This is a genomic window from Photorhabdus sp. RM322S (assembly GCF_042879395.1).
Taxonomy (GTDB): domain Bacteria; phylum Pseudomonadota; class Gammaproteobacteria; order Enterobacterales; family Enterobacteriaceae; genus Photorhabdus; species Photorhabdus khanii.
The window spans coordinates 1-15859 of sequence record NZ_JBHFKW010000063.1 but is presented as its reverse complement, the minus strand read 5'-3'; the positions used below and the strand labels follow the sequence as shown (position 1 = coordinate 15859).

Genomic DNA, 15859 nt, shown 5'->3' with positions numbered 1-15859 from the left:
GAGAAGGGGCGGATTGTCGGTGCGTTGAGTTATGCCACCGCCCTGTTTGATCACTCGACGATAGAGCGGCAGGTGGGATATCTGCACGCGGTGTTGCAAGAGATGGTCGCTCATGCTCAACAGCGGATCGGGGAAATTGATATCCTGGCGCTGGCGGAGCGCAGGTTGTTATTGGAAACCTGGAACGCGACAGAAACAGTTTACCCTGACCAGTTATGCATCCATCAGTTGTTTGAACAACAGGTGGAGAAAAATCCGGATGCGATAGCATTAGTGTATGAAGAGCAAACCTTCAGCTATGCCGAATTAAATGCTCGCGCTAACCGGCTGGCCCATCAGTTGATTGCACTGGGTGTGGTGCCGGAGCAGCGAGTGGCGATTTGCGTCTCACGTTCGCCGGCAATGGTAGTGGCGGTACTGGCAGTGCTGAAAGCCGGTGGTGCCTATGTGCCACTGGATCCGGTCTATACTGGGGAGCGTCTGACTCATATTCTGACCGATGCGGCTCCGGCTATTTTGCTGGCAGATAAGGCCGGACGTGCTGCGCTGGATGAGAAAACGTTGGCTGCGCTGACTGTGTTTGACCCGAATACCCTGCCTGAACAGCCGGATAGTAACCCGCAGGTACCGGCGCTAACTGCCCGGCACCTGGCGTATGTGATTTACACCTCTGGATCGACGGGGACGCCGAAGGGGGTGATGGTCGAGCATCGTAATATCCTGCGTTTGTTTGAGGCGACTGAATCCTGGTATCACTTTAACCGGCAGGATATTTGGTGCCTGTTGCATTCCATCGCCTTTGATTTCTCGGTATGGGAATTGTGGGGGGCTTTACGCTACGGCGCAAAACTGGTTCTGGTGCCACACGCGATCGCCCGTTCACCTCAGGAGCTGCATCAATTTGTGTGTCAGCACGGTATCACCGTGTTGAATCAGACGCCGAGTGCTTTCAAAGCCTTTATTGCCAGTTATGTCGACAACCCATTACCGGACCAGTTGCGTTATATCATCTTTGGGGGAGAAGCCCTCGATCCGGGGATGTTGCGGCCGTGGTATCACCTGCATGGAGAGACGTCGCCCCGGTTGGTGAATATGTACGGTATCACGGAGACGACGGTTCATGTGACTTATCGGGAACTGAGTTCTCATGATGTGGCACAGATAACCAGCCCTATCGGTACACGTATTCCCGATTTGACGCTCTACCTGTTGGATAAATACGGTCAACCGGTGCCGTTGGGGACAATCGGTGAATTGTATATTGGCGGCGCGGGTGTGGCGCGGGGTTATCTGAATCGCCCTGAGCTGACGGCGGAACGTTTCCTGGTTGACCCGTTCAGTGATAAACCGGATGCGCGCATGTACCGTACCGGGGATTTGGCCCGTTATCTGCCGGAAGGGGATTTAGTGTTTGTCGGCCGTAACGACCAGCAGGTTAAGATCCGGGGTTTCCGTATTGAACCGGGGGAAATTGAAGCCCGGTTGGCAGAGCACCCAGCGGTGCGTGAATCTGCCGTGTTGGCGTTAGGGGATGCGCAGGATAAGCGTCTGGTCGCTTATGTGGTGGCACCCGTGGATGAGGGGCTGGCGAATAGTCTGCGTACCCACCTGAGTACAACTTTACCTGACTATATGGTACCAACGGCCTTTGTGCGGCTGGATGCACTTCCGTTGACCCCGAACGGTAAGCTGGATCGCCGGGCGCTACCGGCACCGGATAATGAAGCGTTTGCTCGTCAGGTTTATGAAGCGCCACAAGGGGATACGGAAATCACATTAGCGGCGATTTGGTGTGAGTTGCTGGGCGTTGAGCAGGTTAGCCGACATGATAATTTCTTCGCGTTGGGTGGTCATTCTCTGCTTGCGGTACGGATGATTGAACGTTTGCGTCACTTGGGGTTGACGCTGGCAGTGCGTAACCTGTTTCAGTCTCCGGTGTTATCAGACCTGGCTCAAACGTTGGGGCAGCACCGGGCTGTGGTGGTGCCACCGAATGTCATTACGTCAGCGACGACGACACTCACCCCGGAAATGTTGCCACTGATCGATCTGACTCAGGCTGACATTGACCGCATCGTCAGGCAGGTGCCAGGCGGGATGACCCATATTCAAGATATCTATGCCCTGTCGCCATTGCAGGACGGTATTTTGTTCCACCACTTACTGGCAAACGAAGGGGATCCGTATCTGGTGGTCAGTCAGATGGCTTTTGCTGACCGATCCTTGCTAGACCGTTACTTAGCGGCAGTGCAACAGGTGATTGATCGTCATGATATCTTGCGGACCGCTTTTATCTGGCAAGGATTATCTGTGCCGGCTCAGGTGGTTTGGCGTCAAGCCACGTTGTCAGTGATGGAGCTGACCCTGGATCCAACTGACAGGCCGGTTTGCGATCAATTAACGCAACGTTTTGATCCCCGTCATTATCGTATTGACCTGAATCAGGCACCGTTGTTGCGGTTTGTGGTGGCACAGGAAATGGATGGTCGTTGGATTGTCCTGCAATTGCTGCATCACCTGATTGGCGACCATACCACTCTGGACGTAATGAACCGTGAAGTACAAGCTTGTCTGGACGGACAGCAGGATAGCCTGTCTGAGCCGGTGCCGTTCCGCCATCTGGTGGCGCAGGGCCGGCTGGGTGTCAGTCAGGAAGAACACACCCGTTTCTTTACTGACATGTTGGCGGCGGTAGATGAACCGACATTGCCGTTTGGTTTGACGGAAGTGCATCGTGATGGCTCGCAGGTGGCGGAATCTCACCGGATGTTGTCAGCCGGGCTAAATAACCGTTTGCGTCATCAGGCGCGACATCTGGGCGTCAGTTTGGCGGCATTGTGTCATCTGGCCTGGGCCCAAGTGTTGTCGCGTACCAGTGGGCAGGAGCAAGTGGTGTTCGGCACCGTACTGTTTGGGCGTATGCAGGCCGGGGAAGGAACAGACAGCAGTATGGGATTGTTTATCAATACGTTGCCGCTGCGGCTGGATATGGATGATACCCCGGTACGAGACAGTGTGCAGGCTGCCCATACTCGACTGGCCGGACTATTGGAACATGAACATGCTTCATTGGCGCTGGCCCAGCGTTGCAGTGGTGTACAGGGGGAGATCCCCCTCTTTAGCAGCTTGCTGAATTATCGGCATAATGCCCTGTCGGCACCGTCAGATGAGCTGATAAGCGGCATTGAGTTTATTGGTGCACAGGAGCGGACCAACTATCCGTTAGTGCTGTCGGTGGAGGATTGTGGTGAATCTCTGGGGCTGACGGTTCAGGTAGTACAACCGTTTGATCCGAAAAACCTGTGCGACTATATGCAACAGGCACTGGAGAGCTTGGTGGAGGTACTGGAACAAGCTCCGAAAACGCCGGTACGACAGTTGGAGATTTTGCCGGAAGCGGAGCGTACGTTGTTGTTAAAAACCTGGAACGTGACGGAAACTGCTTCTCCTGACCAGTCATGCATTCATCAATTGTTTGAACAGCAGGTGGCGCAAGCCCCTGATGCGCCCGCGTTAGTGTATGAAGATCAGCTCTTCAGTTATGCCGAATTAAATGCCCGTGCCAACCGGCTGGCCCACCAACTGATTGCATTGGGTGTAGTACCCGAGCAGCGGGTGGCGATTTGTGTGTCACGTTCACCGGCAATGGTGGTGGCGGTATTGGCGGTGCTGAAAGCCGGTGGCGCGTATGTGCCGTTAGATCCGGTTTATACTGGTGAGCGTCTGGCCCATATTCTGACGGATGCGGCTCCGGCTATTTTGCTGGCGGATAACCCCGGACGTGATGCGCTGAACGAGCAAACGCTGGCTACGCTGACCGTGCTCGACCCGAATAATACCCTGCCGGATCAGCCGGATGTTAACCCGCAGGTCCCTGAGCTGACGTCCCGGCACCTGGCGTATGTGATTTACACCTCGGGTTCGACGGGGATGCCGAAGGGGGTGATGGTCGAGCATCGTAATATCCTGCGTTTGTTTGAGGCGACTGAATCCTGGTATCACTTTAACCGGCAGGATATTTGGTGCCTGTTGCATTCCATCGCCTTTGATTTCTCGGTATGGGAATTGTGGGGGGCTTTACGCTACGGCGCAAAACTGGTTCTGGTGCCACACGCGATAGTCCGTTCACCTCAGGAGCTGCATCAATTTGTGTGTCAGCACGGTATCACCGTGTTGAATCAGACGCCGAGTGCTTTCAAAGCCTTTATTGCCAGTTATGTCGATAACCCATTACCGGACCAGCTGCGTTATATCATCTTTGGGGGAGAAGCTTTTGATCCCGGTATGTTGCGGCCGTGGTATCGCCTGCGTGAAGAGACGTCGCCCCGGTTGGTGAATATGTACGGTATCACGGAGACGACGGTTCATGTGACTTATCGGGAACTGAGTTCTCATGATGTGGCGCAGATAACCAGCCCTATTGGTACGCGTATCCCGGATTTAACGCTCTATCTGTTGGATAAATACGGCCAGCCAGTGCCGTTGGGGACAATCGGTGAATTATATGTTGGTGGTGCGGGTGTTGCGCGGGGTTATCTGAACCGGCCAGAATTGACGGTGGAACGTTTCCTGGTCGATCCGTTCAGTGACAACCCGGATGCGCGCATATACCGGACCGGGGATTTGGCGCGTTACCTGCCGGACGGTAATCTGGAATTCCTGGGCCGTAATGACCAGCAGGTGAAAATCCGCGGTTTCCGCATTGAACCGGGGGAAATTGAAGCCCGGCTGATAGAACACCCGTCGGTACGTGAATCGGTGGTGTTGGCGTTGGGAGAAGCGCAGGATAAGCGTCTGGTCGCTTATGTGGTGGCACCCGTGGATGAGGGGCTGGCGAATAGCCTGCGTACCCACCTGAGTGCAACTTTACCTGACTATATGGTGCCGTCCGCCTTTGTGCGTCTGGATGCGTTGCCATTGACCCCGAACGGTAAGCTGGATCGTCGTGCGCTACCGGCGCCGGATGGTGAAGCCGTTGCCCGTCAGGTTTACGCGGCACCGCAAGGCGAAACAGAAATCGCCCTGTCGGTTATTTGGCGTGAATTACTGGGGGTTGAACAGGTCAGCCGGCATGACAGCTTTTTTGCTCTGGGTGGTCATTCACTGCTCGCGGTACGGATGATTGAACGCTTACGTAACCTGGGGTTGACACTGGCGGTGCGTGACCTGTTCCAGTCGCCGGTGTTGTCTGAACTGGCTCGAACGTTGAGGCAGCACCGGGCTGTGGTGGTGCCACCGAATGTCATTACGTCAGCGACGACGACACTTACCCCGGTGATGTTGCCGTTGATCGATCTGACTCAGGCTGACATTGACCGTATCGTCGGGCAAGTACCGGGTGGGATGGCTAATCTTCAGGATATCTATGCTCTGTCGCCATTGCAGGATGGCATTTTGTTCCACCACTTATTGGCAAATGAAGGGGATCCGTATCTGGTGATCAGCCAGATGGCTTTTGCTGACCGGCCTCTGCTGGACCGTTATTTGGCCGCGGTACAACAGATGGTTGATCGGCACGATATTCTGCGTACGGCCTTTATCTGGCAAGGATTGTCAGTGCCAGCGCAGGTAGTCTGGCGTCAGGCACCGTTGTCGGTCACTGAATTGACGTTGGACCCGGCTGATGGGCCGGTGGGTGATCAACTGGTTCAACGTTTTAATCCCCGTCATTATCGTATTGATTTGGGTCAGGCACCGCTGCTGCGTTTTGTCGTGGTTCAGGAGACCGATGGCCGCTGGTTTTTACTGGAATTGCTGCATCACCTGATTGGTGACCATACCACGCTGGATGTGATGAATCGCGAAGTACAAGCGTATCTTACGGGTCAGGAAGACGGCCTGCCTGCGCCGGTGCCGTTCCGTAATCTGGTGGCGCAGGCCCGGTTGGGTATCAGTCAGGAGGAACATACCCGCTTCTTTACTAACATGTTGGCGGAGGTGGATGAGCCGACATTGCCGTTTGGGCTGGCGAACGTGCATCATGATGGATCTCAGGAGAGGGAATCCTACCGGATACTGACTACCGGGTTAAATGACCGTCTTCGCTATCAGGCTCGGCATTTGGGTGTCAGTCTGGCGGCGCTGTGTCATCTGGCCTGGGCACAGGTGTTATCACATACCAGTGGTCAGGAGAAAGTGGTATTTGGTACTGTGCTGTTTGGGCGCATGGCGGCGGGAGAAGGGGCTGACAATGGGATGGGGCTGTTTATCAATACTCTGCCGTTACGCCTGGATATCGATGATACCCCGGTACGGGACAGCGTGCGGGCGGCCCATTTACGGCTGGCTGGGTTGCTGGCGCATGAGCATGCGTCACTGGCGCTGGCCCAGCGTTGCAGTGGGGTTGCCAGTGGTACGCCTCTCTTTAGTGCCCTGCTGAACTATCGGCATAATGATCAACAGGATCCGCTGAATGAAACGATGGACGGGATTGAATTCCTGGGCGGGCAGGAGAGCACTAACTATCCCTTTGGGTTGTCGGTGGAGGACGGGGGATCCACTTTGGGACTGACGGCTAGTGCGGTGCAGCCGTTTGATCCGGACAGAATATGCGGTTATATGCAGCAGGCGCTGGAGAGTCTGGTGGAGGCGCTTGAGCAGGCACCGGAAACGTCGGTACGGGCGTTGAATATCCTGCCGGAAACGGAACGCACGTTGTTGCTGGAAACCTGGAATGCCACGGAAACCGCGTATCCTGACGCGTTATGTATTCACCAGTTGTTTGAGCAACAGGTGAAGCGGGCTCCGGAGGCGACGGCACTGGCGTATCAAGAGCAGACCCTCAGTTATGCCGAATTAAATGCCTGCGCCAACCGGCTGGCCCATCAATTGATTGCGCAGGGTGTCACACCGGACCAGCGGGTGGCGATTTGCGTGGAACGCTCTCCGGCGATGGTGGTGGCTTTGCTGGCGGTACTGAAAGCCGGTGGGGCTTATGTGCCGCTGGATTTAACCTATCCGGGGGAACGTCTGGCGTATATCCTGAATGATACCGCCCCAGCAGTGGTCTTGGCTGATGCGGCCGGGAGGATGGCGTTGGGTGAAGCCGCGCTGGCGGGGCTGATAGTGCTTGACCCGAATACCCGGCCAGACCAGCCGGACAGCAACCCGCAGGTCACGGCGTTGACGTCACGGCATCTGGCGTATGTGATTTACACCTCCGGCTCAACCGGGCAACCGAAAGGGGTGATGGTAGAGCATCAGGCGATTTATCAACGTTATCTGGGTTTTAATGATACCTATGCTGTCACGGCACAAGACCGGCTGTTGCAATTTTCCGCTTTTGCGTTTGATGTTTCAGTGGAAGATTTTTTCTCGTCATTATGCAATGGCGCTACGCTGGTTCTTCGCGATGACAGTTGGCTGGCTTCGATGCCGGAATTTATTGCTTTAACCCAGCAATATCGTATTACGGTGGTGTCACTACCGACCCTGTTCTGGTCTGAACTGGCGGCCAGAGATACGGGGTTACCGCTGCCGGATTGTCTCCGGCTCATCATCATTGGCGGTGAGGTGGTCAAAAAGAACGCCATTCAGGATTGGTTCAGGCAGGAAGGCCACCGGCCCCGGCTGTTGAACGGTTATGGTCCGACTGAAAATGTCGTGACGGTGACCTATAAGGACGTATTATCCCCAGCCGATGCGCATTCTATAGGCAGGCCGGCTAAAAATGCCCGCATCTACCTGCTGGACCAATATGGTCAACCGGTGCCATTAGGCTGTATGGGTGAAATGTATATTGGTGGCGTCGGGGTAGCGCGCGGTTATCTTAACCAACCGGAACTGAGCGCGGAGCGTTTTATACCGGATCCCTTTAGCCCGATAGCGGGTGCGCGGATGTATCGTACCGGGGATTTGGCCCGTTATCTGCCGGACGGTGATCTGGAATTCCTGGGCCGTAACGACGAGCAGGTTAAAATCCGCGGATTCCGTATTGAGCTGGGTGAAATTGAGGTCCGGTTGGCGGAACACCCGGCGGTGAGTGAATCGGTGGTATTGGCGCAGGGTGAAGGGCCGGATAAACGGCTGGTGGCCTATGTGGTGGCGTCAGCGGATGAGAGGCTGGCTAATCGCCTGCGTGAGCATCTGAGCGTTCAGTTGCCTGAATACATGGTGCCGTCGGCCTTTGTGCGGCTGGATGCCTTCCCGTTAACCCCGAACGGTAAGCTGGATCGTCGTGCGCTGCCGGTACCGGACGAAGAGGCGTTTGCCCGTCAGGTTTACGCTGCACCGCAGGGAGAAACGGAAATCGCCTTGGCGGCGATTTGGTGTGAAATCCTGGGGATTGAACAGATCAGCCGGCATGATAATTTCTTTGCCCTGGGGGGGCATTCACTGTTGGCGGTACGGGTGATGAACCGGATGGCCGCTTTCGATGTTGAATTGCCGCTGACCAAGCTGTTCAAATCCCCGTCTTTGGCTGCCTTTGCTGAGGAGATCATCACTACCCGGCTTGATAAGCAAGACAGAGCATTGTCCGCCATCCTGCCGATATCCCGCGAGGGTGAGTTGCCGTTGTCATTCGCTCAACAGCGCTTGTGGTTCCTTGCTCAACTTGATGGCGTCAGTGAGACTTATCATATCCCGATCGCGTTGAGTTTGCGTGGTTCACTAGATATTGTCGCCTGGCAGCAAGCACTTAACGCTTTGTTTGCTCGCCATGAAGCGTTACGTTCTGTCTTTGTCTCTATTGAGGGTCAGCCACAAGTGCGGTTGTTGGCACCGGATGGCGGCCTGCTGTTATCTCAACATGACCTGCGCGGGTTCCCGGATGCGCAGGGGGTTCTTGAGTGCCTGTGTGCCGAGGAAGCCTGCGCATCATTTGACCTTGACCGTGGCCCGCTGATCCGCGCCAGTCTTATCCGGCTTACCGATGACGAATACGGGTTCCTGCTCACCCAGCATCACATTATTTCCGATGGTTGGTCTGTCGATGTGCTGATAGGTGAACTGAGCGCACTCTATACGGCGTTTTTGGCCGGGCAACCGGATCCATTGCCACCGCTGGCGATTCAATACCCGGATTATGCTGCTTGGCAGCGTCAGTGGCTGTCAGCGGAACGTGTTCAGATTCAATCTGACTATTGGCGTACTCTGCTGGCTGACGCGCCGGTCTTGCTGGATTTGCCTACTGATCGGCCTCGTCCGTCTGAGCAGTCGTTTGCCGGGAATGCCGTGCTGGTTAACTTGGATACGGCATTAACGACGGCGCTTAAACGGCTGAGTGAGCAGCACGGTGTCACGTTATTTATGACGCTGTTGTCAGCCTGGACGGTGGTCCTGTCGCGCCTGTCAGGTCAGGACGATGTGGTGATAGGCACACCGAGTGCAGGCCGCAGTCGTCAGGAAGTGGAGCCGCTGATCGGATGCTTTGTCAATACGCTGGCGTTACGCATGGATGTTTCGGGTGATCTGACGGTGACTGAATTATTGGCGCGTGTACGGCAGACCGCTCTAGCGGCACAGGAACATCAGGATTTACCATTTGAGCGGGTAGTGGAAATCGTGCAGCCACCGCGCCGACTGGCGCATACCCCGCTGTTCCAGGTCATGTTTGCCTGGCAGAACAATGAGAGCACGGCCTGGCAACTACCGGGGCTGGCCGTGTCACCGGTCGATCAAGCTGTTGATATTATCAAGTTTGATCTTGAACTAGGCTTGTCAGAAGAGGAGGGCCGGATTGTCGGTGCGTTGAGTTATGCCACCGCTCTGTTTGATCAATCGACAATGGAGCGACAGGTGGGATATCTGCACACGGTGCTGCAAGCTATGGTCGCTCATGCTCAACAGCGGATCGGGGAGATAGATATCCTGGCACCGGCGGAGCGCAAGCTGTTGCTGGAAACCTGGAACGCGACGGAAACCCCTTATCCTGAGGCGTTATGTCTCCATCAGTTGTTTGAACAACAGGTGGAAAGAACCCCGCAGGCCACGGCGTTAGTGTATGAAGAGCAGATCCTCAGTTATGCTGAATTAAATGCCCGCGCCAACCGGCTGGCCCATCAATTGATTGCTCTGGGGGTCGAGCCGGATCAGCGGGTGGCGATTTGTGTGTCACGTTCCCCGGCAATGGTGGTGGCATTGCTGGCAGTGATGAAATCTGGTGGGGCCTATGTGCCGTTGGATCCAACCTATCCGTTGGAGCGGTTGGCGTATATCCTGAATGATACTACTCCGTCAGTGGCGTTGGCTGATGCGGCCGGACGAGTAGCATTGGGTGATAAGGTGTTGGGCGGGTTAACGGTACTTGACCCGAATACCTTGCCAGACCAGTCGGACCGTAACCCGCAGGTCCCTGCGTTGACGCCACAGCACTTGGTTTACGTCATCTATACCTCTGGCTCAACTGGGCAACCGAAAGGGGTGATGGTGGAGCATCAGGCGGTGTATCAGCGTCACTTGGGCTTTAATGAAACCTACGCGGTCACGGCGCAAGATCGGATGTTGCAATTTGCTTCCTTTGCTTTTGACGTTTCAGTGGAAGAATGTTTCTTGACATTATGTAATGGCGCTACGTTGGTTATGCGTGATGACCGCTGGCTGGCCTCTATGTCGGAATTTATTGCCTTGGCCTGGCAGAACCGTATCACGGTGATGTCTCTGCCTACATTATTTTGGTCCGAACTGATTGTCAGAGACAACAGTGCATTACCGCTACCGGATTGTCTCCGGTTAATTATCATTGGTGGTGATGCGGTGAAAAAGAGCGCCATTCAGGACTGGTTTGCACGGGAAATCCACCGGCCCCGGCTGTTGAACGCCTATGGCCCGACAGAAAATACCGTGACGGCGACCTGTCAGGATATCTTATCCCCGGCAGATGATAGTTCTATAGGCCGACCACTTAAAAATACCTGTGTTTATCTGTTGGACAGATACGGTCAGCCAGTACCATTAGGCTGTATTGGCGAAATGTATATTGGCGGAGTGGGTGTAGCACGGGGTTATCTTAACCAGCCGGAATTGAGCGCTGAACGTTTCATACCGGATCCCTTTAGTCCAGTATTCGGTGCGCGGATGTATCGTACCGGGGATTTGGCCCGCTATCTGCCGGACGGTGACTTGGAATTCCTGGGCCGTAACGACCAGCAGGTGAAAATTCGGGGCTTCCGTGTTGAGTTGGGGGAAATTGAAACCCGGTTGATGGAACACTCGGCAGTGCAAGAGGCGGCAGTGCTGGTGCTGGATGATGGGCAAGGAAAACGACTGGTTGCCTATGTGATAGCGGAAGCGCAGGCGGGGTTGGCAGCCCGTTTGCGTGAACACCTGAGCGTCGTTTTACCTGACTATATGATCCCGGCGGCCTTTGTGCGGCTGGATACCTTCCCGCAGACCCCGAATGGCAAACTGGATCGCCGGGCGTTGCCGGCACCGGGGGAGGAAGCATTTGCCCGTCAGGTCTATGAAGCCCCGCAAGGGAAGATGGAAACGATGCTGGCGGCAGTCTGGTGTGAGTTGCTAGGGGTTGAGCAGATAAGTCGGTATGACAGCTTCTTTGCCTTGGGGGGACATTCACTGCTTGCTGTGCGCATGATCGATCGATTGCGGCGTATCGGCCTGAGTGTATCGGTAAAAACGCTATTCCAGTATCCAACACTCTGTATTTTGGCACAGTCCTTGGTTCAGCATGATGAAATTCAGGTGCCTGACAACCATATTACACTGGATACGACGGTACTGACGCCGGCGATGTTGCCGCTGATCGATCTGACTCAGGCTGACATTGACCGCATCGTCAGGCAGGTGCCGGGCGGGATGGGCAATATCCAGGATATCTATGCACTGTCACCGTTACAGGACGGTATTTTGTTCCACCACTTATTGGCAAACGAAGGGGATCCGTATCTGTTGATGGGGCAGATGGCCTTTGCTGACCGGGATCTGTTGGATCGTTATTTGACGGCGGTTCAGCGGGTAGTTGATCGGCACGATATTCTACGTACTGCTTTTATCTGGCAAGAATTGTCAGTGCCGGCACAGGTGGTCTGGCGTCAGGCCCAATTGTCGGTAACGGAACTGACACTGAACCCGGCCGACGGCCCGGTCAGTGACCAGTTAACCCGGCGTTTTGATCCGCGTCGGCATCGTCTTGACCTGAATCAGGCACCACTATTGCGTTTTGTTATTGCTCAGGAAACTGATGGCCGTTGGATTGTATTGGAATTGCAGCATCACCTGATTGGCGATCATGAAACGATGGAAGTGATGCACCGTGAAGTACAGGCGTATCTGACGGGGCAGGAGGATAGCCTGCCTGCGCCGACACCGTTCCGTAATCTGGTGGCGCAGGCAGAGTTGGGTGTCAGTCAGGAAGAACACACCCGTTTCTTTACCGACATGTTAGCGACGGTAGATGAACCCACCTTGCCGTTTGGTTTGACGGAAGTGCATCGTGATGGCTCGCAGGTGGAGGAATCCCACCGGATGTTGCCAGCCGGGCTAAATAACCGTTTGCGTCATCAGGCGAGACATCTGAGCGTCAGTTTGGCGGCGTTGTGTCATCTGGCCTGGGCCCAGGTATTGTCGCGTACCAGCGATCAACAGAAAGTGGTGTTTGGCACCGTGCTGTTTGGGCGTATGCAGGCGGGGGAAGGGGCAGACAACAGTATGGGGTTGTTTATCAATACCTTGCCGCTGCGGCTGGATATCGATGAAACTTCGGTACGGGATAGCGTGCAGGCTGCCCATACCCGACTGGCCGGACTATTGGAACATGAGCACGCGTCACTGGCGCTGGCCCAGCGTTGCAGCGGGGTGAGGGGTGATATTCCACTCTTTAATAGCCTGTTGAATTATCGGCACAATACCTTGCCGGCAACATCGGATGACATCATAAGCAGTATTGAATTTCTGGGCGCACAAGAGCGGACCAACTATCCGTTAATGCTGTCAGTGGAGGACTTTGGTGGATCCTTGGGGCTGACCGCTCAGGTAGTGCAGCCGTTTGATCCAGCAAGCCTGTGCGGTTATATGCAGCAGGCATTGGAAAGTCTGGTGGAGGCGCTTGAGCAAGCCCCGGATACACCGGTACGAGCCCTGAACATCCTGCCGGAAGCGGAGCGGATGTTGTTGTTAAAAACCTGGAACGCGACAGAAACAGTTTACCCTGATCAGTTATGTATTCATCAGTTGTTTGAGCAACAGGTGGAGAAAAACCCTGACGCTATAGCGTTAGTGTATGAAGAGCAAACTCTCAGTTATGTCGAATTAAATGCCTGCGCCAACCGGCTGGCCCATCAGCTGATTGCTCTGGGGGTAGAACCGGATCAGCGGGTGGCGATTTGTGTCTCACGCTCACCGGCAATGGTGGTGGGCTTGTTGGCGGTAATGAAAGCGGGTGGGGCTTATGTGCCGCTGGATCCGGCTTATCCTGGCGCGCGTCTGGCCCATATTTTGACCGATGCTGCCCCGGCTATGGTGCTGGCGGATGAAGCCGGTCGTACTGTGTTGGGCGAGGAAGCGTTGTCTGCGCTGACTGTGCTCGACCCGAATACCTTGCTTGATCAACCGGATAGTAATCCACAGGTCCCTGCGCTGACTGCCCGGCACCTGGCGTATGTGATTTACACCTCCGGCTCCACAGGGGTGCCAAAAGGGGTGATGATTGAGCACCGGAATACGGTGAACTTCCTGCACTGGGCCCAGCAGGCTTTTGGCGCGGAAGAATTCCGGGAGACACTGTTCTCAACGTCGATGAATTTCGACCTGTCCATTTTCGAATGTTTTATGCCGTTATCCTGTGGTGCGGCGATCCATCTGGTCGAGGATGTCCTGTCATTGATGCGGCATCCCCGGCCGGTGAGTTTGATTAACTCAGTCCCGTCGGCAATGAAACCGTTGTTGCAGTCTCAGGCGCTGATGGCGTCGGTCCATACCGTCAATCTGGCGGGTGAGCCGCTTAAAAGTGCTCTGATTGAACAGATTTTCGCAGAAACGCCGGTGCAACGGTTATGTAATCTCTATGGACCTTCCGAAACGACAACCTATTCTGCCTGGATATCGATACAGCGGGGTGACCGGGTAATTGAAAGTATCGGGCGCCCGATAGCCAACACCGGCCTTTACTTGCTGGACGGGTATGGTCAGCCGGTGCCGCTGGGTGTGGTGGGGGAAATTTATATCGGGGGCGCGGGTGTGGCGCGGGGCTACCTCAATCGCCCTGACCTGACGGCGGACCGTTTCCTTATCGATCCGTTCAGTGAGAATCCGGGTGCCCGTATGTACCGCACCGGCGATTTGGCCCGCTACCTGCCGGACGGCAACCTGGCGTTCCTGGGCCGTAATGACCAGCAGGTTAAGATCCGGGGTTTCCGCATTGAACCGGGGGAAATAGAAGCCCGGCTGGTGGAACACCCGGCGGTGAGTGAGTCGGCGGTATTGGCGCAGGGTGAAGGGCAGGAGAAACGGCTGGTGGCTTATGTGGTGGCACCCGCGGATGAGGGGCTGGTCAATAGCCTGCATACTTATCTGAGTGCCATTTTACCGGATTATATGGTGCCGTCGGCCTTTGTGCGGCTGGATGCCTTCCCGTTAACCCCGAACGGCAAGCTGGATCGTCAGGCGTTGCCGGCAGCGGACAATGAAGCGGTTGCCCGTCAGGTTTACGCCGCGCCGCAGGGCGAAACAGAAATCGCGCTGGCGGCGATTTGGTGTGAAATCCTGGGGATTGAGCAAATCAGCCGGCATGACAATTTCTTTGCCCTGGGCGGCCATTCGTTGCTGGCGGTACGGGTGATGAACCGTGTCGCGGCGTTCGGTGTCGAACTGTCGCTGGCAACTCTGTTTAAATCCCCTACGTTAAGGGCTTTTGCCGAGGTCATGCAGGCCCGGTCTGGTCAACCGGCCCCTGTTCTGCCGGCCATCGTGCCGATAGCCCGTGAGGGTGAGTTGCCGCTGTCATTTGCTCAACAGCGCCTGTGGTTCCTGGCACAGCTTGAGGGGGTCAGCGAGACTTATCATATCCCGATGGCCCTGCGCTTACGTGGTCAACTGGATATCATGGCCTGGCAAAAGGCGCTGGATACCTTGTTTGCCCGTCATGAAGCGTTACGCTCTGTCTTTGTCTCTATTGAGGGGCAGCCACAAGTGCAGTTGTTGGCACCGGATAGCGGCTTGCGGCTACCTCAACATGACCTGCGTGGGCTCCCGGATGCGGAGAGGGTTCTTGAGCGCCTGTGCAGCGAGGAAGCGCGCGCATCATTTAACCTTGAGCGTGGCCCGCTGATCCGCGCCGGTCTTATCCGGCTCACCGATGATGAATATTGGTTCCTGCTGACGCAGCATCACATTGTTTCCGATGGCTGGTCTGTCGATGTGTTGATACGTGAACTGAGCGCACTCTATACGGCGTTTCTGGCCGGGCAACCGGATCCGCTGCCCCCGCTGGCGATTCAATACCCGGATTACGCCGCCTGGCAGCGTCAGTGGTTGCTGGCGGAACGGACCCAACGGCAATCCGACTATTGGCGTGCGATATTGGCTGACGCCCCGGTTCTGCTGGATTTACCTACTGACCGGCCCCGTCCGTCGGAGCAGTCGTTTACCGGGCATGCCGTGCCGGTTAACCTGGATCCGGCATTAACGACGGCGCTTAAACGGCTGAGTGAGCAGCACAGTGTCACGTTATTTATGACGCTGTTGTCAGCCTGGGCGGTGGTCCTGTCGCGCCTGTCAGGTCAGGACGATGTGGTGATAGGCACACCGAGTGCAGGCCGCAGTCGTCAGGAAGTGGAATCGCTGATCGGGTTCTTTGTCAATACGCTGGCGTTGCGTGTTGATTTATCCGGTGAGCTGACGGTGACGGAGTTGCTGGCGCGTGTGCGGCAGACCGCTTTAGCGGCACAGGAGCACCAGGATTTAC

Annotated in this window: 1 protein-coding gene; it reads left to right on the top strand. The window is 55.6% G+C overall.

The window, feature by feature from the left end; genetic code table 11:
* Window positions 1–15859 (top strand): amino acid adenylation domain-containing protein (locus ACGF63_RS21420; RefSeq protein ID WP_387633076.1); only part of this gene is annotated, 15859 nt, incomplete at both ends.